The organism is Gilliamella sp. LMG 34362 (assembly GCF_984569125.1).
In genome coordinates, this window is sequence record NZ_OZ474902.1 from 1,853,401 (window position 1) to 1,878,333 (window position 24,933).

Annotated in this window: 18 protein-coding genes; 7 read left to right on the top strand and 11 right to left on the bottom strand. The window is 33.0% G+C overall.

Features of this window, described 5'->3' with window-relative positions; all coding sequences use genetic code 11:
- The first annotated feature begins 170 nt into the window (after window positions 1-170).
- The gene (gene yccS / locus AC5LWZ_RS08565) at window positions 171-2,249 is read left to right on the top strand and encodes a YccS family putative transporter (RefSeq protein WP_493463485.1); all 2,079 of its coding nucleotides are present in this window, start codon (window positions 171-173) and stop codon (window positions 2,247-2,249) included.
- A 1,188-nt stretch (window positions 2,250-3,437) separates the two neighbouring features.
- Here the strand turns inward: yccS and AC5LWZ_RS08570 are convergent.
- The 5 genes from AC5LWZ_RS08570 to yejK all read right to left on the bottom strand — a co-directional run bounded on the left by AC5LWZ_RS08570 (window position 3,438) and on the right by yejK (window position 10,290).
- Window positions 3,438-3,728 carry a hypothetical protein gene (locus AC5LWZ_RS08570; RefSeq protein WP_493463486.1) on the bottom strand — a complete coding sequence of 97 codons (291 nt, stop codon included), beginning with the start codon at window positions 3,726-3,728 and terminating at the stop codon, window positions 3,438-3,440.
- On the bottom strand, window positions 3,722-6,046 hold the full coding sequence (locus AC5LWZ_RS08575; RefSeq protein WP_493463487.1) for a DUF4132 domain-containing protein: 2,325 nt from the start codon (window positions 6,044-6,046) through the stop codon (window positions 3,722-3,724). The genes AC5LWZ_RS08570 and AC5LWZ_RS08575 overlap by 7 nt, the downstream gene beginning before the upstream one ends.
- A gap of 83 nt (window positions 6,047-6,129) precedes the next feature.
- Window positions 6,130-7,458 (bottom strand): hypothetical protein, encoded by a 1,329-nt coding sequence (locus AC5LWZ_RS08580; RefSeq protein ID WP_493463488.1) that lies wholly within the window; start codon window positions 7,456-7,458, stop codon window positions 6,130-6,132.
- A gap of 964 nt (window positions 7,459-8,422) precedes the next feature.
- Entirely contained in the window at window positions 8,423-9,268 is an 846-nt protein-coding gene (gene nfo, locus AC5LWZ_RS08585; protein WP_198247800.1) for a deoxyribonuclease IV, read from the bottom strand.
- A gap of 14 nt (window positions 9,269-9,282) precedes the next feature.
- Window positions 9,283-10,290, bottom strand: coding sequence for a nucleoid-associated protein YejK (yejK, locus tag AC5LWZ_RS08590; protein ID WP_198200267.1), 1,008 nt, complete (start codon window positions 10,288-10,290; stop codon window positions 9,283-9,285).
- 183 nt (window positions 10,291-10,473) lie between these two features.
- Here yejK and AC5LWZ_RS08595 point away from each other — a divergent pair, with 183 nt between their 5' ends.
- The gene (locus AC5LWZ_RS08595; RefSeq protein WP_493463489.1) at window positions 10,474-11,853 is read left to right on the top strand and encodes an MATE family efflux transporter; all 1,380 of its coding nucleotides are present in this window, start codon (window positions 10,474-10,476) and stop codon (window positions 11,851-11,853) included.
- A 146-nt stretch (window positions 11,854-11,999) separates the two neighbouring features.
- Here AC5LWZ_RS08595 and AC5LWZ_RS08600 read toward each other — a convergent pair whose 3' ends face one another.
- The 3 genes from AC5LWZ_RS08600 to AC5LWZ_RS08610 all read right to left on the bottom strand — a co-directional run bounded on the left by AC5LWZ_RS08600 (window position 12,000) and on the right by AC5LWZ_RS08610 (window position 14,709).
- Window positions 12,000-12,686 carry a tetratricopeptide repeat protein gene (locus tag AC5LWZ_RS08600; protein ID WP_110447595.1) on the bottom strand — a complete coding sequence of 229 codons (687 nt, stop codon included), beginning with the start codon at window positions 12,684-12,686 and terminating at the stop codon, window positions 12,000-12,002.
- Window positions 12,687-12,943: 257 nt separating this feature from the next.
- Window positions 12,944-13,831: a DMT family transporter gene (locus tag AC5LWZ_RS08605; RefSeq protein WP_198220503.1), complete on the bottom strand. Its 888-nt coding sequence runs from the start codon at window positions 13,829-13,831 to the stop codon at window positions 12,944-12,946.
- 11 nt (window positions 13,832-13,842) lie between these two features.
- Window positions 13,843-14,709 carry a YicC/YloC family endoribonuclease gene (locus AC5LWZ_RS08610; protein ID WP_110447593.1) on the bottom strand — a complete coding sequence of 289 codons (867 nt, stop codon included), beginning with the start codon at window positions 14,707-14,709 and terminating at the stop codon, window positions 13,843-13,845.
- A gap of 163 nt (window positions 14,710-14,872) precedes the next feature.
- Here AC5LWZ_RS08610 and rph point away from each other — a divergent pair, with 163 nt between their 5' ends.
- From rph to AC5LWZ_RS08625, 3 genes are all read left to right on the top strand, one after another.
- Complete coding sequence (rph, locus tag AC5LWZ_RS08615; RefSeq protein ID WP_086363570.1) at window positions 14,873-15,589, top strand: ribonuclease PH; 717 nt, start codon at window positions 14,873-14,875, stop codon at window positions 15,587-15,589.
- Window positions 15,590-15,602: 13 nt separating this feature from the next.
- Entirely contained in the window at window positions 15,603-16,250 is a 648-nt protein-coding gene (gene pyrE / locus AC5LWZ_RS08620) for an orotate phosphoribosyltransferase (RefSeq protein WP_493463490.1), read from the top strand.
- Between the two features lie 144 nt (window positions 16,251-16,394).
- Complete coding sequence (locus AC5LWZ_RS08625) at window positions 16,395-17,501, top strand: SIMPL domain-containing protein (protein ID WP_493463491.1); 1,107 nt, start codon at window positions 16,395-16,397, stop codon at window positions 17,499-17,501.
- A gap of 83 nt (window positions 17,502-17,584) precedes the next feature.
- Here AC5LWZ_RS08625 and AC5LWZ_RS08630 read toward each other — a convergent pair whose 3' ends face one another.
- The gene (locus AC5LWZ_RS08630; protein ID WP_198200276.1) at window positions 17,585-18,289 is read right to left on the bottom strand and encodes a GntR family transcriptional regulator; all 705 of its coding nucleotides are present in this window, start codon (window positions 18,287-18,289) and stop codon (window positions 17,585-17,587) included.
- Window positions 18,290-18,462: 173 nt separating this feature from the next.
- Between AC5LWZ_RS08630 and AC5LWZ_RS08635 the strand changes: the two genes are divergently transcribed.
- Both AC5LWZ_RS08635 and AC5LWZ_RS08640 read left to right on the top strand, forming a co-directional pair.
- Window positions 18,463-20,334, top strand: coding sequence for a glucose PTS transporter subunit IIA (locus AC5LWZ_RS08635; RefSeq protein ID WP_493463492.1), 1,872 nt, complete (start codon window positions 18,463-18,465; stop codon window positions 20,332-20,334).
- Window positions 20,335-20,347: 13 nt separating this feature from the next.
- Window positions 20,348-21,784, top strand: coding sequence for a 6-phospho-beta-glucosidase (locus tag AC5LWZ_RS08640; protein WP_493463493.1), 1,437 nt, complete (start codon window positions 20,348-20,350; stop codon window positions 21,782-21,784).
- A 129-nt stretch (window positions 21,785-21,913) separates the two neighbouring features.
- On the opposite strand, the gene dinB is transcribed toward AC5LWZ_RS08640, so the two are convergent.
- A complete protein-coding gene (gene dinB, locus AC5LWZ_RS08645) occupies window positions 21,914-22,969 on the bottom strand; it encodes a DNA polymerase IV (RefSeq protein WP_198200287.1) in 1,056 nt (351 codons plus the stop codon).
- Window positions 22,970-23,048: 79 nt separating this feature from the next.
- Window positions 23,049-24,755, bottom strand: coding sequence for a phosphoethanolamine transferase CptA (gene cptA / locus AC5LWZ_RS08650; protein WP_493463494.1), 1,707 nt, complete (start codon window positions 24,753-24,755; stop codon window positions 23,049-23,051).
- Window positions 24,756-24,933: the final 178 nt, after the last annotated feature.

The window sequence follows — 24,933 nt, forward strand, 5'->3', positions numbered from 1 at the left end:
CTAATTTAAATAATTATTATCATCATACTTATTTGCTTTCGCTAAAGATAACAATATAGTATCCTTACTATTATTATGACAACTCAATTCAAACACTAAACAACGTGCATTCATTTATCCTGTCCTTACGCAAAGTTTTTTATAGCAGTAATTTACTGTTTAGTATTCGTATGCTGGTTAGTTTGACTGGATCTACATTAGTACCATGGTACTTTGATTCAGTACCTTTAGTGATCCCACTCACATTGGGAGTAGTTGCAGCAGGATTGACAGAGATTGATACACGCTTATTAAGCCGTTGTATTAATATATTATTAACACTAATTTGTTTTGCAATTGCGACATTTTCGGTCGAATTTCTATTCCATGATCCACTATTGTTTATTATTGGCTTAGTTAGCTCAACGTTTCTATTTATTATGCTCGGTTCATTGGGGCAACGTTATGGTGTTATTGCCTTTGGCTCCTTATTAATTGCAGCTTATACCATGCTCGGACATAATTTATTTGCTGATAATTACACTCTTCCTTGTTTTTTATTGTTAGGTGCACTTTGGTATAACCTTGTTTCACTAATTGAATCAATTGTGCAACCTATCCGCACTACACAACAAACTTTAGCCAATTGTTTTATAAAATTAAGTTTTTATCTTGATGCAAAAGCAGCAATGTTCGATCCTGATGAAACAGATGGGTTTAAGCGACAAACTCTTGAGCTAACGACCTGTAATACTCAGGTTATTAATGTATTCAATGACGCTAAACGTTCATTATTTAATCGACTAAAAGGTTTTCGTGGACAAGGCTATATTAGAAAGATGCTTAGTTACTATTTTGTCGCTCAAGATATTCATGAACGAGCCAGTTCATCACATGGCGATTATAAAGCGTTAAGCCACCATTTTAAACATAGTGATCTTTTATTTCGCTTTGCGAGAATCTTAAATTTACAAGCTAAAGCCTGTGCTAAATTGGCTCTGTCAATTAAGTTAAATCAAACTTACCAACATGATCCATTATTTGCTCGCTACTTTGCCTATCTTGAAGAAGCAATAAATGAATATCAACAACAAAATAAGGCTAATTTATTACTCATCAAATCATTACAAAATTTATATCAAAATCTGCTAGCGATCGATTTATTATTAGCCCATATCGATACAGAACAACATTTATCGAAAATCCAAGATGATAACCAATTAATTGATGAAGAACTCACCCGTTTTCATGATATTTTTGCCAAAATTAAGCAAAACTTAACCATCAAATCGTCACTCTTTCGACATGCCATTCGTATGAGTATTGTGTTATTTGTTGGATATATGGTGATTTATTTTTCTAACCTTTCACATGGTTATTGGATTATTTTAACCAGCTTATTTGTTTGCCAACCAAACTATTCAACTACGAAATATCGCTTAAAATTGCGTGTTTTTGGTACTATTTTAGGAATAATTGCCGGTATTCCTTTAACTTACTTGTTTCCTAGTATTGAAGCGCAATTAGTATTGATCATTATAACTGGATGGTTATTTTTCCTATTCAAAAACTCACAATATGCTTATGCCACTGCCTTTATTACCTTATTAGTATTTTTCAGTTTTAGTTTAATCGGTGAAAGCAGTATCTCTGTTGCTATTTCACGCATTATAGCTACCTTAATTGGCTGTTTTATTGCTTGGTTTGCTGTAAGTTTTATCTGGCCTGATTGGAAGTTTAGAAATTTACCTAAATTACTTGATCGAGTTTGTCACGAAGATAGCCACTATTTAGCAGTAATAGGTAGTCAATATGTCTCCGGTAAAACTAATGATCCCAAATACCGTGTTGCACGACGCGCGGCTCATGATAGTAATGCAGATTTATCCTCCTTAATCAGCTTAATGACTAAAGAGCCACATGTTAAACAAGATGTGATTGACCAAGGTTTTAGATTATTGACCCTTAATCACACTTTAATCAGTTATCTATCCACTTTGGGAGCGCATCGCGATAAAAGTATTTCACCGCATACTTTGGAAATTTTTGATGATATATCGGTTTATATAATTACTATGCTAAGTGACCAAAAAATCGATTCTGAATATCAACCATTGAAAAAAGTGGTTGCTGATTATATTGAATCACTATCAACCAATGATGACCAAAGCAATAATGATCTGCTTGTTATGCAGCAATTAGCCTTAATCTTAGATATATTGCCTGAAATAATTTCTCTTATTTGTGAATTGAATAATAAGACTGCTTAATAGGATTGTTTTAAACGGTTATTATCTTTTGCAATGAAATAAAAAACCTTATATTAAGGTAATTTTTCAATATAACGATTGAATTAGATAACTTGTAAAAAATATTGAGGAGTCTATACCATCATAATGGTATTTATGAATAATTTTAAATAATTACCTCTATATTATTAATTAAAAAATCAATAAGAAAATGATTAGCTAAACTATTTTGTTTAGTTGTAATTATTTTATTAGTTAGCATTGGTTGATTTTTGTCTATTCCTCATTTTCTGTTATTACAATTGGTAATTGATAGTGGGTTTCATTCGTGAAATGACAAAGATAATCTGTTGGTAGAATATGGTAAATATTTATGCATCTTTTTTCGCTATTTAATAAAGCTAATAATAATATTTAATGTAATTATTAACTCTAAAATTAATCCATAAGTGGCAAAAAATATTAAGGAGTCTATTTCATCATAAAGTTATTTATAAAAATATTCAGATAATCAAGATGATTTTTAACTTAAAAATTAGCCAAAAATCTTGTAAAAAATATTGAGAAGTCTATACCATCATAATGGTATTTGTGAATGATTTTAGATAGTTACCTTCTATGTTATTAATTAAAAACTCAATAACAAAATTATTTGCTAAACTATTTTGTTTAGTTAGAATTATTTTATTAGTTGGCGTTAGTTGATTTTTGTTTATTCCTCATTTTCTGTTATTACAATTGGCGATTGATAGTGGATTTCATTGATCAAATAGCAAAGACAATCCGCTCGTAAAATATGGTTAATATTTATGCGTCTCTTTTTCGTTATTTAATAAAGCTAATAGTAATGTTTAATGTAATTATTAACTCCAAAATTAATCCATAAGCTTGTAAAAAATATTAAGGAGTCTATACCATCATAATATTATTTGTGAATGATTTTAGAAAGTTACCTTCTATGTTATTAATTAAAAACTCAATAACAAAATGATTAGCTAAACTATTTTTTGGGGTTGTAATTATTTTATTAGTTGGCGTTAGTTTATTTTAGTTTATTCCTCATTTTCTATTATTACAATTGGCAATTGATAGTGGTCTTCATTCATGAAATGACAAAGATAAGCAGTTTGTAGAATATGCTTAATTTTGATTGGTGGGTTTTGCGTTAGTTTGTTTAAAGTGTGGCTTAGAGTATTTAAACCAAGAGTGTCACATTAGTATTGTAATTTTGTCTCGAACGCTTTGCTGTGGTTTATTACTGTCATCAAAATAAGCAAGAAGAACAAAACTAGGACAACCTAGTAAACTATAAACCTGTTTATCATATTCATTAGAAGTATTAGATTTTGTTAATTTATATAGATCATCAAGAACCATGGGATCTTTGCCATATAATATATAATGACAAATCCGTTCAGGCATTGATGGTTCTAAATCATGTAAACCAGTAAAACAATCAAGAATGACCTTTTCCATCAGGTCTCGGTTATTTTTTACCATATTAATTTATCCTGCCAATTAGGATCAAAACCATTCGATGCGTCAGCTACCGCCATATAATTAGCGTAACCTTCGGCTAATAACACTTTGGGTAGATTATCTAGTGCAATTGCACTTTCTATAAAACCTGGTGTTTTGCTGAAATAAAGGTTATACAGCACGACAGGAATATTTTCCTCTGGTAGCATACTACCACTAAAGTCAATATTGATATAAAGTTTATAATTGGCAAAATATTTATAATAACCATAAAAACTGCCTCCATCTTTGATATCACCATGTCTATAACCTAATTTAGTTAAAATACCTCGTATAGTGAAACTATCTGTTAACCAACCTAGTCGATCATTAATAATACCGTCGTCAATTTTACTAATGTCAGGTAATGGATGGTTAAACTGATCAAATAACTGATTGAGTTTGTGATGTTTAAAATACACTTGCCATTGTGCAATATCCGTACTGGACATTAATGCTGAATGGGCTAGTGTAATAATGTGATTTTGATCAACGAAGATTTCATCGTTTTGATTAGTCACTAAACGACTATTTTCCGTTGGTCTAAAACTATTAACGATATGGCCACTTTTATCTAATTGTAACCAAACTAAACCTTGAATTAATCGACCTACAACTGGATGATGCTGTAAATATTTTTGCCAATCTTCTATTCTCCATTGCCGCTGGGCACACATGGCTTCGTAAAAACGGCTACTTTGCATAGTCAGTAATTGGCTAAACTCTTTTTTACTGTTGTTGAACAGTTTTTTTGCCTCTTTGACAAGTTCAGGATTTTCGCTGTTACGTGCTTCAGGTAATGCTTTAAGCTTTTCTCCCTCAGCATTTTTTAATTGCCATTTAAATTTATCATCCAAACTAGCAATAAAAATACGCTCACCATAATCAAGAATTAACAAGCCATTATCATCTAAACCTGCGGTCGATATGGTACGATCAGCCAGTTCATCAGTACTCCAACCACTACGCTTAGCAATATGTTCTACTAAATTTCTGGCCTTGTCTTGAATTGAAGCTGTACGATATCGACGTGCTAATGATAATAACAGTTGAATGATAAAAGGATCGTTACTGTACGCCATAGGTTCTAGTATCGCTTCGATCTGAGCTCGCCGTTGAGAATGCTCTCTCATAAAACGGGTTATTAATGATACAGCAACCTGCCCTTTAATACCGCTTGTTAAAGATAGTATCCCTTTGGCTTTAATGGCTGAACCTAGATAATTGGCCAGTATTTCATTTTTAATTTCGTCAAAAACTTGTTCATAAGTAATATTATTATAATGAGGATAATGCTTTGGATAACGTTGATAAGCTCTCATATATTGTTGTAGACGTTTATCAGCTAATGAACTCGCTTGCGCTTCTGCTTCCTCGATCGTTGGCATTAAGGTATCTTGTTGGATAAAGCTTTGTAAAATAAATTCGCCTAATTGTTGTTGGCTTTGTTTACTTAATAATTGAGTATAAGTGATGAATAGCGAATGACTAGGATCTTTTAATTTAAATGCTAAACAGATCCACCACTCAATAATTTGAGGATCAACTTTATCACCATTTTGCCAAGTCAAAGTGGGTATTAAGTTAAAATCAAACCAATCAAAATCAGCTGACTTTTTGCCTTTCAAACCTTTTTGAGCTGCAGTCAATAATTGTTTCGCGGTTAAATATCGACTAATGTCTTCATCCATTTTTTCCAATGCGATTAATATTGCTGCTTGCACTATTTCACGCTTCTCTTTTTTCAAAGCTACAATTAAGGCTTCAATGGAATTTTTATTGCCTAGTTCTGCTAACCATTCAGCAGCAGCAAGACGAACTTCTTGTTTAGCCGATGATAAAGCTTGTTCAACTTGATTATGTATATTTGGGATTGCGCTTAGCACATCCTGTGCAGCGTGACGAATTTGTTTAGGTTCATCTAAAGCTAATTCAAATAGGTAAGTTACATATTTAACTGGAATAATTGGAAAAAGGGTTAATATTTTTATCGCATTGATTCTATCAACATAAGAGTCGAACCAGTATTTTTGTTGGCGAGCAAATCCTAATACTTCGTCCAATAAAAATTCATTCTCAGCAAAAAAAGCCCATAATTTGTATGGTTCAGTTTCATAAACATCATGAAAAATATCACTGGTTAAAAATGGTATTGCGATAATATGTTGAATATGTTTAATGGATTGAATACCTTTATAGTAGTTTAACTTTTCAAAGATATCGGCGATTTGTCGAAGATCAAAATTTCTTATTACATCATATTTTCTATATATATTTAGAAAACAATATTCACTATTCATATTAGTAGGACCTTCAACTAATATAGTCGCACGAAGTAAGTGAAATAAAGTAAACTCAGGTAAATTTTGTAATCTTTTTTTTCTCAACAAAAATCGAAAATCGATATTTTTTTGATTTTTTTTACTAATATTGAATGTTCTATTTTACCATTCAAATATTCAAAGATATTATCTAAATCTTTGCTGGTAGTTTTTTTCAATAATTGATAACGTTCTTGCAAATGAACCCACGGCAAACCATTTTTTTGATTATTTTCAATCTCTTTTTGTGCATCCTTTTCACACTCGATCAAAAATTCTTGAAAATTTTGCTGTAACAAATCACGAGCACTTATTGACAATGGCGTGTCAATAAGAGGTTCAAAACTAGGAATAACTAAATCAGATTGTCGTTTAACCGTATTGGCACTTTCCAATCGTGTTAAAGCACTTTCAATCGCAGTAATTACCGTTTTATTGGTTTCGTCTGCCAATGCTTGTTTTAAAATTATAGGATCAGCAACAATTCTAGTTAGTAAGACAGCCGCATTACTACGTTGCTTAACTGAACCAGATGTTAAAAAAGATTGTAACTGAATTTGAATAATATCACTTGGTAAGCTAAACAGAATTTCAGTAGCTAATTGATTGATCTGCTTATTAGTATTTAATGCCTGCATGGTAATAAAATCAGCCAAAGGCAATTGAAGTTCCATATGCTTTTGAATATATTTTAACTGATCTATTTGCCCTAAGATCGCTAACCCTTGAGTCGGTAGTTGCTTAAATAATGTTATATGCTTCTGAATATAGGGCAATAAACCATTTATCATAAAAAAGTATTTGAAGTGGCTATGAGATAGAACGCTAATATTTTGCCGATCAAAGATTGCAAACAGTAAGTTTTCGCCTAAACCTATTTGTTCAATTTCAAGTAATTGATGTAATTGCTGAATTGTCCAACTTTCACGTTGATCAATTTTTTCTTCGTTTTCACAATAAGTTGGTAACGTGGTAATAAGTCCATCATATAACAGATAGATGAACCATGTTGGTAATTTCTCACTAGACACTTTAACGAAAGGTAAATGGTCACATAAGGTCGCAAAGACACGAGCAAAGCGAATTATTTGTTCTGGCGAAAAAGTTCCAGTCCAACGGCGATAAAACTCAAGACGAGCTTGTTCTGCTTCATGAGTTTTGCTAAAAGTAGCAACGCTATAAAGCTCGCAAGGCCTGCGCATATATTCATAGATTTTATAAGCTGTTTTAGAAGTTTGGCATAATTTATCAAAATCGTCCAACACCTCTAGTTCATAAGCTTGTAAAATATATTGGCTAATACGGGATGGTAGGCTTTGATCCTGTACGCTTAATGGTTCAAAAATAGTCTTAATTAATTGTTCTGGTGATAATTGTTCTATTTTTTTCATATTCCTTTTTCTCACATAAAACATCAAAACTTTGGCATACCTTTGCAACAGTATTGTGCATTATATTTATTCGCTAATTGTTCCGATTCAATTTTGCCATTTAAATCATTATAAATATTATCAATATAATTCATTCCTTCATCATCAATAAGCTAGTTATGTTTACTCAAAAATCTTTGTTGTTTTGTTAATCTATTTTTCAGCCTTTCCCCTTGCCTGATGACCTCTGGCAAAATTTTGTCATCTTACAAAAATAATGATTATCAAATTCGCTTTTCTAATTACTTAATAATGAGAACAATTAACCACCAATTACCTGATTAGCCATATCTTTATCAAAAGATAAAATCAATCTTTTTAGTTGGTAAAAAATTACCTATATGATAGTGATATCGCATCAAACAATATTATCTTTAATTTATGCTAATTAGTGTTCAACATAAACTAGCAAGAAATTTATCATTTTGATTTATTTTATCTTATTTAGAATTAGTTGACCAATATATAATTTAAAATAATTCATTATTAGTAACGTAGAAAATCCATCATATTTTCATGACCAAATATGATTTGTAAGCTAAAAATTGAAGGTAGATTTGATTATCGAATGAGTTTTAATAATTAGAAAGTAAAAATAAAGCTACAGCTGTAATCAGATAAGTATCACAATTAATTTCGCTAAATTTATTGCTAGCTTGATAATAGTGAGTAATTTATTATATAGATAAATGGAAAACTATTTTTATTGGTTTAACTTCTATGGTTTTCATTACAAATGTTTGTTCAAAGCACCTAGTTTTAGCAAAACATTCTTTTTGTTTGAAGATTATTTAATGTACTATTAATACCGATATCAATTTAGTTATCGCTAGTCAAAAAGTCTATCAGCATATTTAATAATATTAGTTCAAACCAACATGACTGTATTAAGCTAAAACTAGGTTGTAATATATAAACTAGTTAGTTATCTGTTTTCTTGTTCTTTTAACCATGCTATTTCTTGTGCCCAAATATCTGGGTTAATCGTTTCAAGAATAAGTGGTATTTCATCAATTCGCGAGTCTTGCATAATAAATTTAAATGCGATTTCACCAATGGTACCTTTACCTAAGCTGTCATGACGGTCAACATGGCTGGCGAGTTCACTTTTGGCGTCATTTAAATGCATACCACGTAAATATTTAAAACCAACAATTTTTTCAAATTCATCAAAAGTTTCTTTGCAGGCTTTTTCGCTGCGCAAATCATAACCGGCAGCAAAAGCGTGACAAGTATCAATACAAACGCCAACACGGCTTTTGTCTTCTACTTTATCGATAATTTGCGCAAGATGTTCAAATTTATAGCCTAAGTTAGAACCTTGTCCAGCAGTGTTTTCGATAACCGCAACGACATCTTTAGTTTTATCTAAGGTAATATTGATTGACTCCGAAATGCGGGATAAACATTCATCAACTGAAATTTTTTGTAAATGACTACCTGGATGAAAATTGAGTAACGTTAAACCTAATTGTTCACAACGTTGCATCTCATCTAAAAAAGCAGTACGAGATTTTGCCAATTGTTCACTATCTGGGCTACCTAAATTAATTAGATAACTATCATGTGGTAGAATTTGTTTACTGGTGAATCCATATCGTTCACAACGTTTTTTGAAACTATCAATCACTGCAGTTTCAAGCGGTTTTGCATGCCATTGCCGCTGATTTTTAGTAAATAGAGCGAAAGCTGTAGCGCCAATTTGATAGGCATTTATTGGCGCATTATCCACACCACCAGCTGCACTCACATGTGCACCAATGTATTTCATATTTTTCCCTCTAATTATTCGTTTGAGCCACTATTGCGTTGAAGTTGATCACGTAAATTAGGTGGAACACCCTTAATAACGAGTGAATCAGTTTGCGGGTCCCATTTTATACGTTCACCTAATAGGTCAGAGTTAAAACTTATGGTTAATCCACCACCACTACCGGAGAATTTTTTCAATTGACGTAAGGCACTACGATCAACTGGGAATGTATCTTCTAAATCATATTCGCTATTTTTTACAAATTCCATAAAGTTATTTTCGTCACTTGTTGGTAATTCGTTAGCAAGATTTTTCAGCTCGATCTCTTCCCCTGCTTGTAATTGAGCTTGACAATAGTTATAGACATTTTCACGAGCACTAGTTTTATCTTGTTTGTCAAATTGCATCTCTTGACAGTAATCATCTACCGCTTTAACAAGGGTTTTATTTTGCGCTTTTGCGTCTAATCCTTCACTGGCACCTAAGTAGTCCATGAAAAAATCAGATACTTTTCGCCCGACTCGGCCTTTTAAAAAAGTTAAATAACGTTTTGACTCTGGTGCGGTTTCCCATTCAGTAATATCAATACGGGCAATAATATCAGCATGATCGATATCTAAATATTGGGTTTCAGAGATATTAAGCTCCTCATTCACTAACATACTTAAGCAACTATTTAATACAGCAATAATTAGATATTCAACTGCAAGGTATCGATAGTGGCAAAAAACAACTGTACCACCTTCTGCAAATGGATATTTTGCTAATTCATTACGCAGCTGTTTGGTCGATTCTTGACTAAAATTAAGAAAATCTTGATTACCTAAACGTAACTCTTTAAGTGATTGCTCAAAAAGACTTTCACTACTAAATAAACCATATGCTTTACTTTTATTATTGTAAATTCTATTAATATCTTCAATCAAGTTTGCAACAGCTTGTTCATTACCGAGGAGTGAATCACGAAGTTGTAGTTCAATTTCAGTATCACTTTTTCTAATTAATTTATGTAAAACTATATTCTCAATTTGTACGCTCATGGAGATTCCTATTTGGATCGACAATTTAATGGGGTATATTTTAACAAAGCACTAAAAAAGTGCTATCATCAATTTATAACTCTGCTAAACTAAGCAATATTGTTGTAGTCAATTTTATACTTTTACGTATCCTTGTTCTAAAACTTCTTTATAACTTTTAACCTTTTATCAATGTGAATCAAAATGACAAACTCACACGATATTTATGATGATTTTAAACATAAAAAAATCAGCTTATTGTTTTGGCAATATGCCCTTCCATCTATTATCGGCACAACAGTGAATACGCTGTATAACATTATTGATGGAATTTTTATTGGCCATTGGATTGGTCGTGAAGCACTGAGTGGTGCAGGTATTATTTTACCGGTAATGAATCTTGCTGCGGGCATTGGCATGCTGGTAGGTATTGGTTCTGCCAGCCGAATATCTATCTTTTTAGGCAGAGGTGAAATCGATAAAGCAGAAAAAGTAGCAGGAACTTCTTTTATGTTAACTGCCGTACTTAGTGGCATCACTTTAGCCTTACTACTCTATTTTATCGATCCTGTTTTACACTTTATTGGTTCAAGCCCAACCAACCATATTTATGCTCGTGAGTTTTTAGAGGTGTTTTTACCGGGCAGTATATTTATCACATTAACATTTAATTACAACAATATGATGCGCGCCAGTGGCTATCCGTTTAAAGCCATGGTGACTATGTTTATTAGTGTGATTGCGAATATTATTCTTGCACCAATTTTTATTATTGCTTTAGGTTGGGGAATGAGAGGAGCAGCTTTTGCTACCACTCTCGCAATGTTCATAAGCTTTTTATTTGTGATGCAGCACTTTATTAGCAAAAACAGTAATATAAAGCTATATCGTCGTAACTTTAGGCTCGATTTTACTTACATTAAGTCGATTTTGTCGATTGGCATGTCACCATTTGCTATGCAAGTTGCCGCCTCAGTGGTAGTTGTTTTTATAAACTGGCAGTTAACCCGTTATGCCCCGATTTCACATGTTTCAAGTGATGATGCGATTGCTGGTTACTCTAACGCTAACCGATTAATTACACTGATTATCATGATTGTCATCGGCGTAAATCAAGGTATGCAACCGATTATTGGTTATAATTACGGCTCTAAAAATTATGTTCGGGTGAAAGAAACGTTTATCTATGCAGTTAAAATTGCCACAGTTATCACCAGTGTTGGCTTTATATTTGGTTGCTTTATTCCTGACGTGTTGGTTAAAGCGTTTAGTTCTGATGTCGATTTAGTGGCGATATCGGCTATTGCATTACGTTATACTACGTTTTCATTTGCATTAGTCGGTTTTCAGATGGTAACAACTAGTTTTTTCCAATGTATCGGGATGGCAAAGATTTCTATTTTGTTAAGCCTTTCAAGACAACTTCTAATTTTACTACCAACACTTTATATTCTACCATTATTCTTCGATTTAGATGGCGTTTGGGCAGCATCACCAACTGCAGACCTTTTATCAACGGGTATTGCTTATACTGCGTTATATTGGTATTTTAAATCGATAAAAAGAAGACATCGATTAGCTTAAGCAGGTTTATATTAAGCAATTAGTTGATGAAGATTGATTTTATAACTCTAAAAAATGAAAAAGGCGGACTTGGTCCGCCTTTTTCATTTGAATTTAACTGTAGTTTAGTTAATTCTCACTAAAACTAAATTCTAATTAACCAAAAATTATTGACAAATTGGATGCTCCACACCGCCTTCACAAGCTTTTTCAAATAAATCCATCGCTTTATTGTGATCTTTTTTTAAGCCAGCCATACCATTTTCATACATGACAGCTAAATTAAACTGAGCTTCAGGTATACCTTGTTCAGCTGCTTTTTCATACCAGTATCGAGCTTTAATTGCATCTTTTTTAATACCTTGACCAAAAAAATACATATCACCTAAAAAAGATTGAGCATAAGACAAACCTTGTTCTGCTGATTTTTCAAGTAGTTCTTTTGCTTTTAATAGATCTTTTTCAACTCCTCGTCCTTCTTTATACATGCCACCTAAATTTAATTGTGCATACATATCATTTTTTGCCACACCTTTTTCATACCACTCTTTCGCTTTAGCATAGTCTTGTTCAACGCCATTACCCTTATCATACATAGTACCTACATTGGATTCGGCTCTTCCATTGCCTAGTGCAATAGCTTTATCAAACCATTCTCTCGCTTTAACATAGTCTTTTTCAACACCATCTACCCCATTGAGGTATCTATAGCCTAACTCATTTAGTGCAACTGGATCATTTTGCTCGGTGGCAATTTTTAGCACTTCATCATATGGTACATTATCATATTTAGCTGCATTAACCGAACATGCAAAAAATAAAATTAATAAACCACTTGTAAGCATTTTTTTCATATTAGTTATTCCTTTTCATCCTTTAATATTTTTATATATTTACAACAAAAATAATATCATTATATTAGCAATATTTAATTGATTTTCAAGTAGAAGAAAAAATAGATTTTAGAGGTTTAAAATAGGAATACAAGACAGTCAAATTAGAAAATTAATCTATTCTTAGTTATCAGCAAATCAATGATCAGATTAGTGAAATTATTGTCTTTAGTTCAATAATTCAATCGTTCAATTAAATTCAATTAATAATATCGTTTTTAATTATTAATTACGCTTGATAATGTAACTATAATCAAACAGACAAAGATAAATAACATACCAATCCAAGCTATTAATGACAGCGATTCGCCAACAATTATCATAGCGAGAATTGCAGCAATAACCGGTTCCAATAGACTAATAGTAGTTGCTAAACTGGCAGATATTTTCGATAATCCATATCCATAGCATAGATATCCTAAAAACATTGGAATCAATGCCATATAACAGCCAACTGCAATATTATTCCATGCTGCAAAAAATGTCGTTCCCGTTATTAGCATCACTGGAATCAGTAATAAACCGCCACAACCAAATGTAGCACCCATGGCCGCTTTGCTATCTATACCTTTTAACATTAATTGTCGTGCTGACCATGAGTAAAGAGCATAAGTAAAACCAGCAATAAGTCCTAATAAAATTCCCAAACCAACATGATTATATTCAACTGTGGTCGAAGCATTTTCAGAAAATGCTAACATAGTCATGCCGATAATACCCAATAAAGCACCAATAACCCATTGTTTTGTCACTTGGAAATCACGACTAATATATTCAATTATAGCTGATAAGATTGGCGCTGATCCTATTGAAACAACCGTACCGATAGTAACACCCGATAAACGCATCGATGAATAAAATGCCAAAGGATAGATAGCCACGGCTAAGGCACCTACAATTAAAAAACGGCTATGAGTTGTTAATGATGAGTGGTTTTGCTTGATATTATAAATAGCTAATCCGCATTGCAATATCCCACCAATGCCCATTGCGAATGAACCAACAAATAAAGGAGATAAAGTAGGAGCAAAAGTGGCTGCTGTGCCAGTTGTGCCCCATAATAGCGATGCCAAAATAACAGCAAAAATACCGAGATACTTATTCATCAACAAGTAAATTATTCGATATTTTGTACTTGCTCGCGGATTTGCTCAATCAACACTTTGAGTTCAATCGCGCTAGCGGTTACATCAGCATTAATTGATTTTGAAGCAATAGTATTAGATTCACGGTTGAACTCTTGCATCATAAAATCGAGTCGACGACCTACTGCCTCATTTTTCTTTAAGATCGAATATGTTTCGTTAACATGCGTCATTAACCGATCTAGTTCTTCAGCGACATCAATTTTTTGGGCAACCATAACAATTTCTTGTTCTAAACGTGAATTATCAAGATCAATATTAGCTTCTTCAAGCTTACTTTTTAATCGTTCTTTTTGCCATTCTAAAATCTGCGGCATCCAAGTACGAATTTTATCAACTTCCACGGTTATCGCTTGTAAGCGTTGAGTAATTAATTCACAAAGCGCTTTACCTTCACGCTCCCGAACGGCGATAAACTCATCAATAGCGGTTTCAAGTAAAGCCAAAATTTCTTGCGAAATAGTATCCAAATTTTGTTCTTTACTTGACATGACACCAGGCCAACGTAAAACATCAAGCGGATTTATTTGTCCCGTTTGATACTCACGTTTTATCCAGTCACCAGCAGCTAATATTTGTTTAGCAAGTTCAATGTTTAATGACAATTCTTGATGTTGTGCTGCTGGATCTAATTCGAAACGTAAATTACATTCGACTTTTCCGCGCGTTAATCGTGCACGAAGTCGTTCACGAATAATTGGCTCCAGAGAACGAAACTGTTCGGGTAAACGAATATAGGTTTCTAAGTAGCGTTGATTGACCGAACGTAACTCCCAAGAAGCACTACCCCATGATTGGTTCAACTCTTTTCGCGCATATGCGGTCATACTAGAAATCATAATAGGTCCTAAATTTATAAAAAACTTGCTGGGCATTGTATCACAAATTCTGTATAATGTGCTCTTAGCTTAGGCTAAACATCAACGCTTTCTTGTTGATGTCCTCCTAAATGATTTAATAAGTTCAAAGATAAATTTTAAAATAAAACTGCTGGAGAATTGCATGCGCCCGTCTGGTCGATCCGCGGAACAAGTCCGCCCAATCAAAATAACCCGTCATTACACTAAGCATGCAGAAGGTTCTGTATTAGTCGAGTTTGGTGAAACAAAAGTACTTTGTAATGCAACAATTGAAGAATCTGTACCTCGCTTTTTAAAAGGTCAAAATCAAGGTTGGGTAACCGCTGAATATGGTATGTTGCCTCGAGCAACCAATTCAAGAACTCAACGTGAAGCGGCAAAAGGAAAACAAACAGGCCGTACGATGGAAATTCAACGCCTTATTGCCCGTTCATTACGCGCAATGATTGATCTAAAATTATTAGGGGAATATACCATTACATTAGATTGTGATGTTATCCAAGCTGATGGAGGCACTAGAACAGCATCAATAACTGGTGCTAGTGTGGCATTAGTTGACGCAATAAACATGATGTTAGAAAGTGGTAAAATCAAGCAAAACCCAATTAAATCTTTAGTGGCTGCCGTATCGGTAGGCATTGTTAATAGTGAAGCGGTATGCGACTTAGAATATATTGAAGATTCTAATGCCGAAACCGATATGAATGTGGTAATGACTGATGATGGTCGTATCATTGAAGTTCAAGGTACTGCCGAAGGTGAACCATTTAGTCATGAAGAATTATTAACTTTATTAGAACTGGCAAAAAATGGCATTACAACCATTATAGAAGCACAAAAACAAGCTTTAAAAGATTAATTGGAGAGGATCGATGAAATCATATAAGAGTGAATTTATAGAATTTGCTTTAGATAGGCAAGCATTAAAATTTGGTGAGTTTACCTTAAAATCAGGACGGAAAAGTCCCTATTTTTTTAATGCAGGACTATTTAATACCGGAAAGGATTTGGCGTTATTAGGTCGTTTTTATGCCGCTGCATTAATGGATGCAAATTTACAATATGATGTCATCTTTGGTCCTGCCTACAAAGGTATCCCAATTGTTTCATCTACAGTTGTGGCTTTATCCGAGCACCACAATGTTGATGTACCTTATTGCTTTAACCGAAAAGAAGCTAAAGATCATGGTGAAGGTGGTAATTTAGTTGGTAGTTCTATTTATCAACAACGCGTCATGTTAGTTGATGATGTAATTACCGCTGGTACTGCAATTCGTGAATCAATGCGAATTTTAGAAGATAATCAATCTAAACTTGCTGGCGTATTAATCTGTCTTGATCGTCAAGAAAAAGGTAGAGGTGAATTATCCGCTATTCAAGAAATCAAACAAACTTATAGTTGTGACGTAATTTCGATTATTACTTTAGATGATTTGATCCAATATCTTTATCGTGATCCATCACGTAAAGACCAAGTAGTCCAAGTCGAAGCATATCGTTCTGAATATGGCATTAAATAACCAAGCGTCGTAAGACGCTTTTTTTATATTTGCAAGTTTTTACAATTATTTGACAACTTTTCAATTAAATTAATTATAATTTTTCCTATCTTTCTACATTAATTTACTTAAGCCCATTTCTCTAGACTGAATTAAGGAAATAAAATGAAAAAAACATTTATATTAATTTTGTTACTCAATATAAGCACCATATTTCCATCTCAGGCAAACTATAACGAGTTAAACGTCAGTAACTCTTATTTAGAACTGCAACAATTAAAATATGGAAAAGATCTCATTCCTGTGGGGCAAATTAATTCAAGTATTATTGATAGCATTAAATTAAAACCTGATACAGTTGAATTTTCTATTACTTTAGAAACAGAAGGTGCAACACCTACTGAAGCTTCAGATCTTAACGTTGAGACAATGAAGAAATTAAAAAATTACCTAAACACACTTAATATCACCGATGATAATTTAGTCACCATAGACTACAAAAACAGAGTTAAAACAATTGCGAAAGAAAACAATCAAGAAGATAACCATTATCAAGCGTTTCTTAATATTGTATTAACTATTGATGATAATGACAGTTTTATCAATCTAAATAAAGCCCTTGATAAATATAATATAAATGATATTTCTCAGCTTGAAGAAGAGAAGTTAACTAACTATTATCTATTCCAAATTACTGCAGTCGCTAATAGTGAAAGTAAAGCAAAAGAAGATCTATACCAAAAATATACTAATATCGCGAATGATTTAAAAAATATTGGTTTAACAAATGTTTCAATTAAGAGCTCGTTTGTCAGACAAATTGATACAGACAAAATTAATGAGCAACGTTATTTTGTTAATAACACTTTACAAATAAAAATAAATAGACTCGATCTTATCGGTAAGATTATTGCCAAAGCACAAGAGTTAAAAATGAAAGTCAATAATGACATCTCTTATAGCGTATCACCAGAAGCCATTCAAACTGCAGTAAAAGAGCATGAAACTCTTTTATTAAACCAATTAACTACTAAAGTTCAACGTTTAATGGCTAAACAATATGTCGTTGGTGCACCTATTTCACTTGAAATTCAATCAAGATATCCTGAAGCAATTTATGAAAGAAATAACTCTAGTAGTGATCAAATGATGTTCAAAATGGTTTCAATGAAGAACTATAGTAATGTTGATATTTATACACCACCTGAATATGAAATCACCCTAACCTTATCAGGCTCATTCGAAACTCTTAAAAAGGTCGAGCAAAACTAATTTGATGTAAATTTATATAAAGTCTTTAGATTGATTAGATTTCATTTGGTTAATAATTTATTAACTAAATGAAATCTTGCAGACTATTTTGAATGACTTTGAACAAAGAATTTCGCATTATCGTAATGATAGATAATTTGTGAAAAATCGAAAGGTTCACCAGAAGAAGTATAAAAGATCTCTTCAACACATAAAGCGGGATCGCCAGCATTTAAACCTAAATAAGGGGCGATATCTTCATCTAATTTTATAGCTTTAAAATATTTGTCTGAAAAACCGATATTGACGTTGCAAATATCTTTTACATAACTAAAAATTGAGTTTTCAGCAATTTCTTTATTTAAATAAGAAACAATTTTTTTTCGATAATAAGATTGTTCAAAGCCATATACTTTACCTTCAACCAAACGCAACCGTTTTATATAATAAACATACTCATCATCTTCGCACTGGAGGTATTCTTTAACTTTGGCATTAGGTTGCATAACATCAACATTAAATACTTGCGATGAGCCAGGTAAATCATTGAGATCGACACTAAACCCATGACTTTCTAAGAAATTTAGATAACCTCGTTTTTTGGGTTGCCGAACAAAAATACCACTACCTTGGATTTGATAAATTACGCCATGTCTTTCAAGACGATTTAGTGCCTTAATAATAGTGGTTCGACTGACTTGATATTGCTGAATTAAACCTTCGATATTAGGCAACTGCGTACCTTTAGGCAAATTTTGCTGATAAATCGCTTGCTGGATTTTTTTCGCTACATCTTGATATTTTAACATTTGTTATTCTTTATTATTGTTATAAATAGTTTTTATTTTATACCTGTAAATTAATTATTAAATCAAAATTGCGAGAAAACGGGATCTAGATCACAAACAATAAAATTGGTCATTAACAATTTTTTATTTAAGGATAATATAAGCTCACAATTCTATGAAAAGGAGCTTAGTTAATGTCATCCAAAATTAGAGATTATAATAAATTGGCCGTTGATATTTTAAATGAGTTAGGCGGTGAAAATAATATTGTTTCTGTTGCACGTTGTGCAACTCGCTTACGTGTCGTGACGCAATCTACCCCCGAAAATGCCAAAGAAAAAATTGCCAGTTTTTCGGGTGTTATCACGGTAGTTGAAAAAGGTGGACAAATTCAAATTGTTATCGGTACTAATGTAGATAAAGTCTATAATGCCTTTACCCAATTACTGAAAAGTGATAATAAAGTAGATGTAAATAGTAAAAGTAGCATTTTAAACCGTGTTATTGCCACTATGTCAGCCGTTTTTGCTCCATTTGTTTATGTATTAGCTGGTGCAGGGATATTACAAGGTATCTTGATTTTAATTAATCTGGCCTTCCCTGGTTTTGATAAAACGAGCACTTGTCAAGTATTTAGTTTTATCTCTTGGGCTCCATTCACTTTTTTACCTATATTTATTGCCATTACCGCATCGCAACATTTCCGTTGTAATATCTATATTGCGGTAGCGTGTTGTGCAGCACTACTTTCACCGACCTGGGCAGAGATAGCAAAATTTATTAAAGAAGGTGGAACATTTGATTTATTTGGTTTACCACTGTCTGAAACCACTTATATGTCTACCGTATTACCACCACTATTTTTAGTTTGGTTGCTGTCTTATTTAGAACGTTTCTTAGAACCTAGATTACATAGCATTATTAAACCATTGTTCATGCCATTCATCTGTTTAGTTATCATGGTACCACTAACATTACTAGTAGTTGGACCTCTTACTGCTGAGGCTGCACGCTATATATCAATCGGATACAACTATTTAGTTGATTTTGCTCCATGGTTAGCTGGTGCTATTATCGGGGCATTTTGGCAAGTACTTGTTATATTCGGCGTCCATTGGGGAATAACTCCAATAGTTTTAGAAAACATGAAGCTACATGGTCAAGATTCATTCCAAGCTTATCAAACTATTGCGGTAATTGGTCAAGTTGGTGCCGCACTTGGATTCTATATCAAAACACGTTCTTCCGAGATGAAAGGGGTATCAATATCAGCATTTGTAACTGGTCTATTTGGTATTACTGAACCAGCAATTTATGGGGTTAACTTACGCTTCAAAAAACCATTTATTTATGGTTGTGCGTGTGCATCAATTGGTGGTATTGTCGCAGGTTTCTTTACACCTTACTTCTACGCTTATGCCCCATTAGCCGGTCCATTAACTATTGTTAATACGATTAATCCAGAACATTATAATTCAGTAATCGGTGTATCCATTGGTTCCTTAATTGCGTTATTTGGACCAGTTATTCTTATACAAATTTTTGGTACCAATGAAAATAACCAAAATAATGAAAAAATTGAAAATGATACGCCAAAAATTGTTCTTGATAAAATCAATATTACTAGTCCCATGATCGGTAAAGCATTACCTCTGAGTGAAGTACCAGATCCAGCATTTGCTCAGAAATTGATGGGTGAAGGTATTGCAATAGAACCAACTGAGAACCATGTTTATGCACCTTATAATGGTAAAGTGACCGCCGTTTTTGAAAGTTCAAAACATGCTATCGGTTTAACTTTAGATAATGGCGTAGAATTATTAATTCACGTTGGTATTGACACTGTTAATCTAACTAACAATGAATTTAGTTACCATGTGAGTATGGGACAACAAGTTAAAACGGGTGATTTATTAATTAGCTTTGATCCACAAGCAATTAAACAAGCTGGTTACCCATTAATCACACCAATTATTATTGTTAATACTGATCAGTACCAATTGATCACATTAACTGAAAATAAAGACGTAAATCTTGACGATATCATATTCGAAATTAAGCAATAACAAGGAACCAAAAATGACTAAGAAACCATTTTTATGGGGTGGCGCATTAGCTGCTCACCAATTTGAAGGCGGTTGGAATGAAGGAGGAAAAGGACCGAGCGTGGTTGATGTCATGACCGCTGGTGCTCATGGCGTTGCAAGACAAATCACTCAAGATATCGAAGCAGGTAAATTTTATCCAAATCACACTGCAATTGATTTTTATCATCATTATAAAGAGGATATTAAGTTATTTGCTGAATTAGGTTTGAAATGTTTACGTACTTCAATTGCTTGGACACGAATCTTTCCTAATGGTGATGAGTTAGAACCAAATGAAGCTGGTCTACAGTTTTATGATGATGTGTTTGATGAACTTATTGCTAATGGAATTGAACCGGTTATCACCCTTTCACACTTTGAAATTCCATTACATATTGCTCGTCATTATGGTGGATTTAGAAATCGTAAAACCGTTGAATTTTTCGAACGTTTCGCAATTAGTTGTTTTGAGCGCTACAAAAATAAAGTCAAATATTGGATGACGTTCAACGAGATTAATAATCAAATGGATACCAGTAATCCAATCTTCTTTTGGACTAATTCAGGTGTGCAAGTTGAACCTGGTGAAAATCCACAAGAAGTACTTTATCAAGTGGCTCACTATGAATTATTAGCAAGTGCTAAAGCAGTGATTGCTGGTAAGAAAATTAATCCTAATTTTGAAATTGGTTGTATGATTTCGCATGTGCCAATCTATCCATATTCTTGTAATCCTGAAGATATGATGGCATCAGAAATTGCTATGCATCAACGCTTCTTCTTCCCTGATGTACATGTACGTGGTTATTACCCTGCTTATGCATTAAAAGAGTTTGAACGAGAAGGTTACAAACTTGATATCACTGAAGATGATTTAGCCTGTTTGAAACAAGGAACAGTTGACTACATTGGCTTTAGTTATTACATGTCAACAGTGGTAAAAGCTGATGCTAAAAATGAACATCGTGACAATATTGTTAATGGTGCGCTACCAAATGCGGTAGAAAATCCATATATTAAAAGCAGTGACTGGGGATGGCCAATCGATCCGGAAGGATTGCGTTATACTCTTAACCGTTTATATGATCGTTATCAATTACCCCTATTCATTGTTGAAAATGGTTTTGGTGCGATCGATGAACTAGAACATGATAACCAAATTCATGATAAACCACGTATTGAATACCTTGGCGCTCATATCAAAGCGATGCAAAAAGCGATGGATTACGATGGTATTGATGTGATTGGTTATACAGCATGGGGAATTATCGACGTAGTATCTTTCACTACTGGTGAAATGAAAAAACGTTATGGCGTAATTTATGTTGATCGTGACAATGAAGGTAACGGCAGCATGAAGCGCTATAAAAAAGAATCATTTGAATGGTATAAAAATGTAATTAAGACTAATGGCCAAAATTTAAAATAATCATTTAGCTATATATTTAAAATAACAATCAAGGATCTGATTTATCAAAATTAAATCAGATCCTTTATCATTAATAAATCTCACCATGATCTAACAGTAAAAAATTACTATTTAATCGTCAGTTAGCAATCAAAATTGAAAAATTAGCTGTTTTTCAACTTGAGGATCAATTAAAGTGACATGAAAACCAATTAATCTTACACCTCGATTATTTCGTCTTTCTGACCACACTTTATAAGCCTGTTCAATCAGATCATCCTTATCCAATTTTGACCATACATGCTCTTGGGTTGTCAGTTGAAAATCATCAAATTTAAATTTGACACCTTGCCTTGCAATCGATAAATCAGCACGAACTTTGCTTAATCTTTTTTCTAGTTCATCAAATAACGGTTCAAATTGAGCTAAACACTCATCCCAACTATGAATATCATCAACTAAAGTACGCTCTACACCTACGGATTTACGTTGTCTGTCATTACAAACTTCACGTTCATCTATACCTTGACAACGTTCATATAAAATTCGACCAAACTTACCAAACTGATTAAGCAATTTTGTTAGGTCATAATTGACAACATCCTTACAAGTATATAATCCCAATTCAGTTAGCTTTTTCTCAGTTACTTTACCCACACCAGGAATTTTTTTTAGCGGTAACTGTTCAATAAAACTCCCTACTTGTTCAGGTGTAATTACATACTGTCCGTTAGGCTTATTCATGTCAGAAGCTATTTTGGCTAAGAACTTAAGTGGAGCAACGCCAGCCGAAGCAGTAAGTTCGAGTTCTTTATATATCGCTTGACGGATATCTTGAGCAATTAAAGTAGCTGAGCCGTGAAAAAGCTTACAATCAGTCACATCTAAATAAGCTTCATCAAGGGAGAGTGTTTCAATAGCTTGAGTATATCGTTTAAAGATTTGCTGAATTTGATTAGAAACTTCTTTATAAACAGCATGCCGACCGGGGATAACTTTAAGATTAGGACATAGCTTAATTGCCTGTGCCATGGACATAGCACTATGAACACCAAATTGACGAGCTAAGTAATTTGCAGTTGATACCACACCTCGCTTACGCGGATCCCCCCCTACCGCAATAGGAATATTGCGATAACGGGGATTGTCTCTCATTTCGACAGCGGCATAAAAACAATCCATATCGACATGAATAATTTTTCGCATAATAGGTGTAATAGCATTTAAAAATAACTGTATAAATATACAATATCACACCTTAACTTTATCTGCAAATTACTCACTATTATTTAGTTAACTTATCAAAATCAGATAAGCCTTTTTTATCATGAGGATCGCCAATCCAACGAATCGATTGTTCAAATTTCGGATTTACTATACTTTTTTCTGGAGCATAGGATTTATAACTAAGCCCTGCTAAATCAGACCAAGTATGAATCAAGTCTTGAGTACTGAATTTTCTATTCACATAGGACTGATAGTGATTGGGATGACTAGCTAGCCATTTTGGTGACTGCCATAGCATGAATGGTACAGTATACATCACCTTAGTAGGCGCTTTTTCATTACGACCTAGAATATCATGCGGAGGGGTTTGATAAACATCTTCACCATGATCAGAAAAATACAACATAAAACCATTTTCCTGACTATCTTTAAATAAATTAAATAGTTTGGTTGTTACAAAGTCATTATAGGTTATTGCATTATCATAACTGTTATAAACCTTTAACTTATCATCATCAAGTTTAAATGCTAAATCTGATCTATTATTAAAACGCTGATAATCAGTACTTTGAGGATAGCGCAATTCATATTTCATATGCGTACCAAGCAGGTGAATGACGATAAATTTCTTTTCAGCAGGATCATGTAATACTTTTTTAAATGGTTCAAATACCGATGAGTCATATTGTCGTGAACTTTGATTACGATCGTTATTCATATAAAACTGTTCATCAGCTTGTTTAGAAAACATAGTTAACATCGTATTACGTTTTGTCATAGTCTGTTGATTAGTGATCCAAAAGGTTTTATAACCAGCTTGCTTCATAAGGTGAATAAGAGATGGTTTGCTAAGATATAAATCTGGATTTTGTTCATCTGCCAAAGTTAGGGCTTGCTGTAATATTTCAATAGTATAAGGTCTTGATGAAACCACATCATTAAACACAACAAAATCAGGATTATCTTGCTTAAATTGTTCAATCAACGGCGTAGTATTGCGTTCATAACCATAAATCCCCATACGATTACGTGTAGTCGATTCACCAATCACTAACACTAATGTTCTTGGCGTATCACCATTAGCATCCGTTAAATTTTCAAACTCAGGCAGTGTTTGCAGATGATTTAAGATATTCTCCATATTTGAAAGTTGCGAACGATAAGCTAAATAACTGTTGATCAATTGCCACGGCACTGTAGTTTCCATACGTTCTTGTAAATGTTGAGTGGCTTGTGCAAATGACATTTTTTTTATTACAACACCAATACAAAGCGGCATTAATGCATAAACAACAATGAATATAGACACTAACCATTTAGTCATATTTTTAACATAAATAGGTTTGACTTTAAGCCATAGAAAAAAACCAAGCAAAATATAGATCAGCAATACTATAACTAACTTAATGCTTAAATATTGAGAGATAAACTCATGTGATTCATTATAATTGGACTCGGCTATTACAAAAAAGACACTCTGTGAAAACTCTTGTCGATATATGGTGAAATAGCCAATAGAAATTAATGATAATCCCCCAATTATAATGCCATAAACAGTAGCAATTGTTTTTGTGTAACGAGGGAAAAATAATACCGGTACCAGCCAAATCATGCTGTAAATAATTGAATCACGTAAACCAATAAAATTAGCATGTCCAGACAAAGCAATATAGAGCTGCAAACTACAAGAAAAGTAACAAAAAAATAAAATTACATAGATCAATGAACGCCAATTAAAACTTCCAGAATTATCTAACTTTTGCATAGCTGCCATTATTCACAATTAATAATGGTCACTAAACTAACAAAATCAGATTAACAAAACCTTAAGCGCAAATAAAAGCCCCGAAAAGTGGCTAAATAATATATCAATAATTTGGATAGATTGGATTTATATTAATAATAAATATCATCATTTTTAGATCAAGAATTAAGTTTATTTT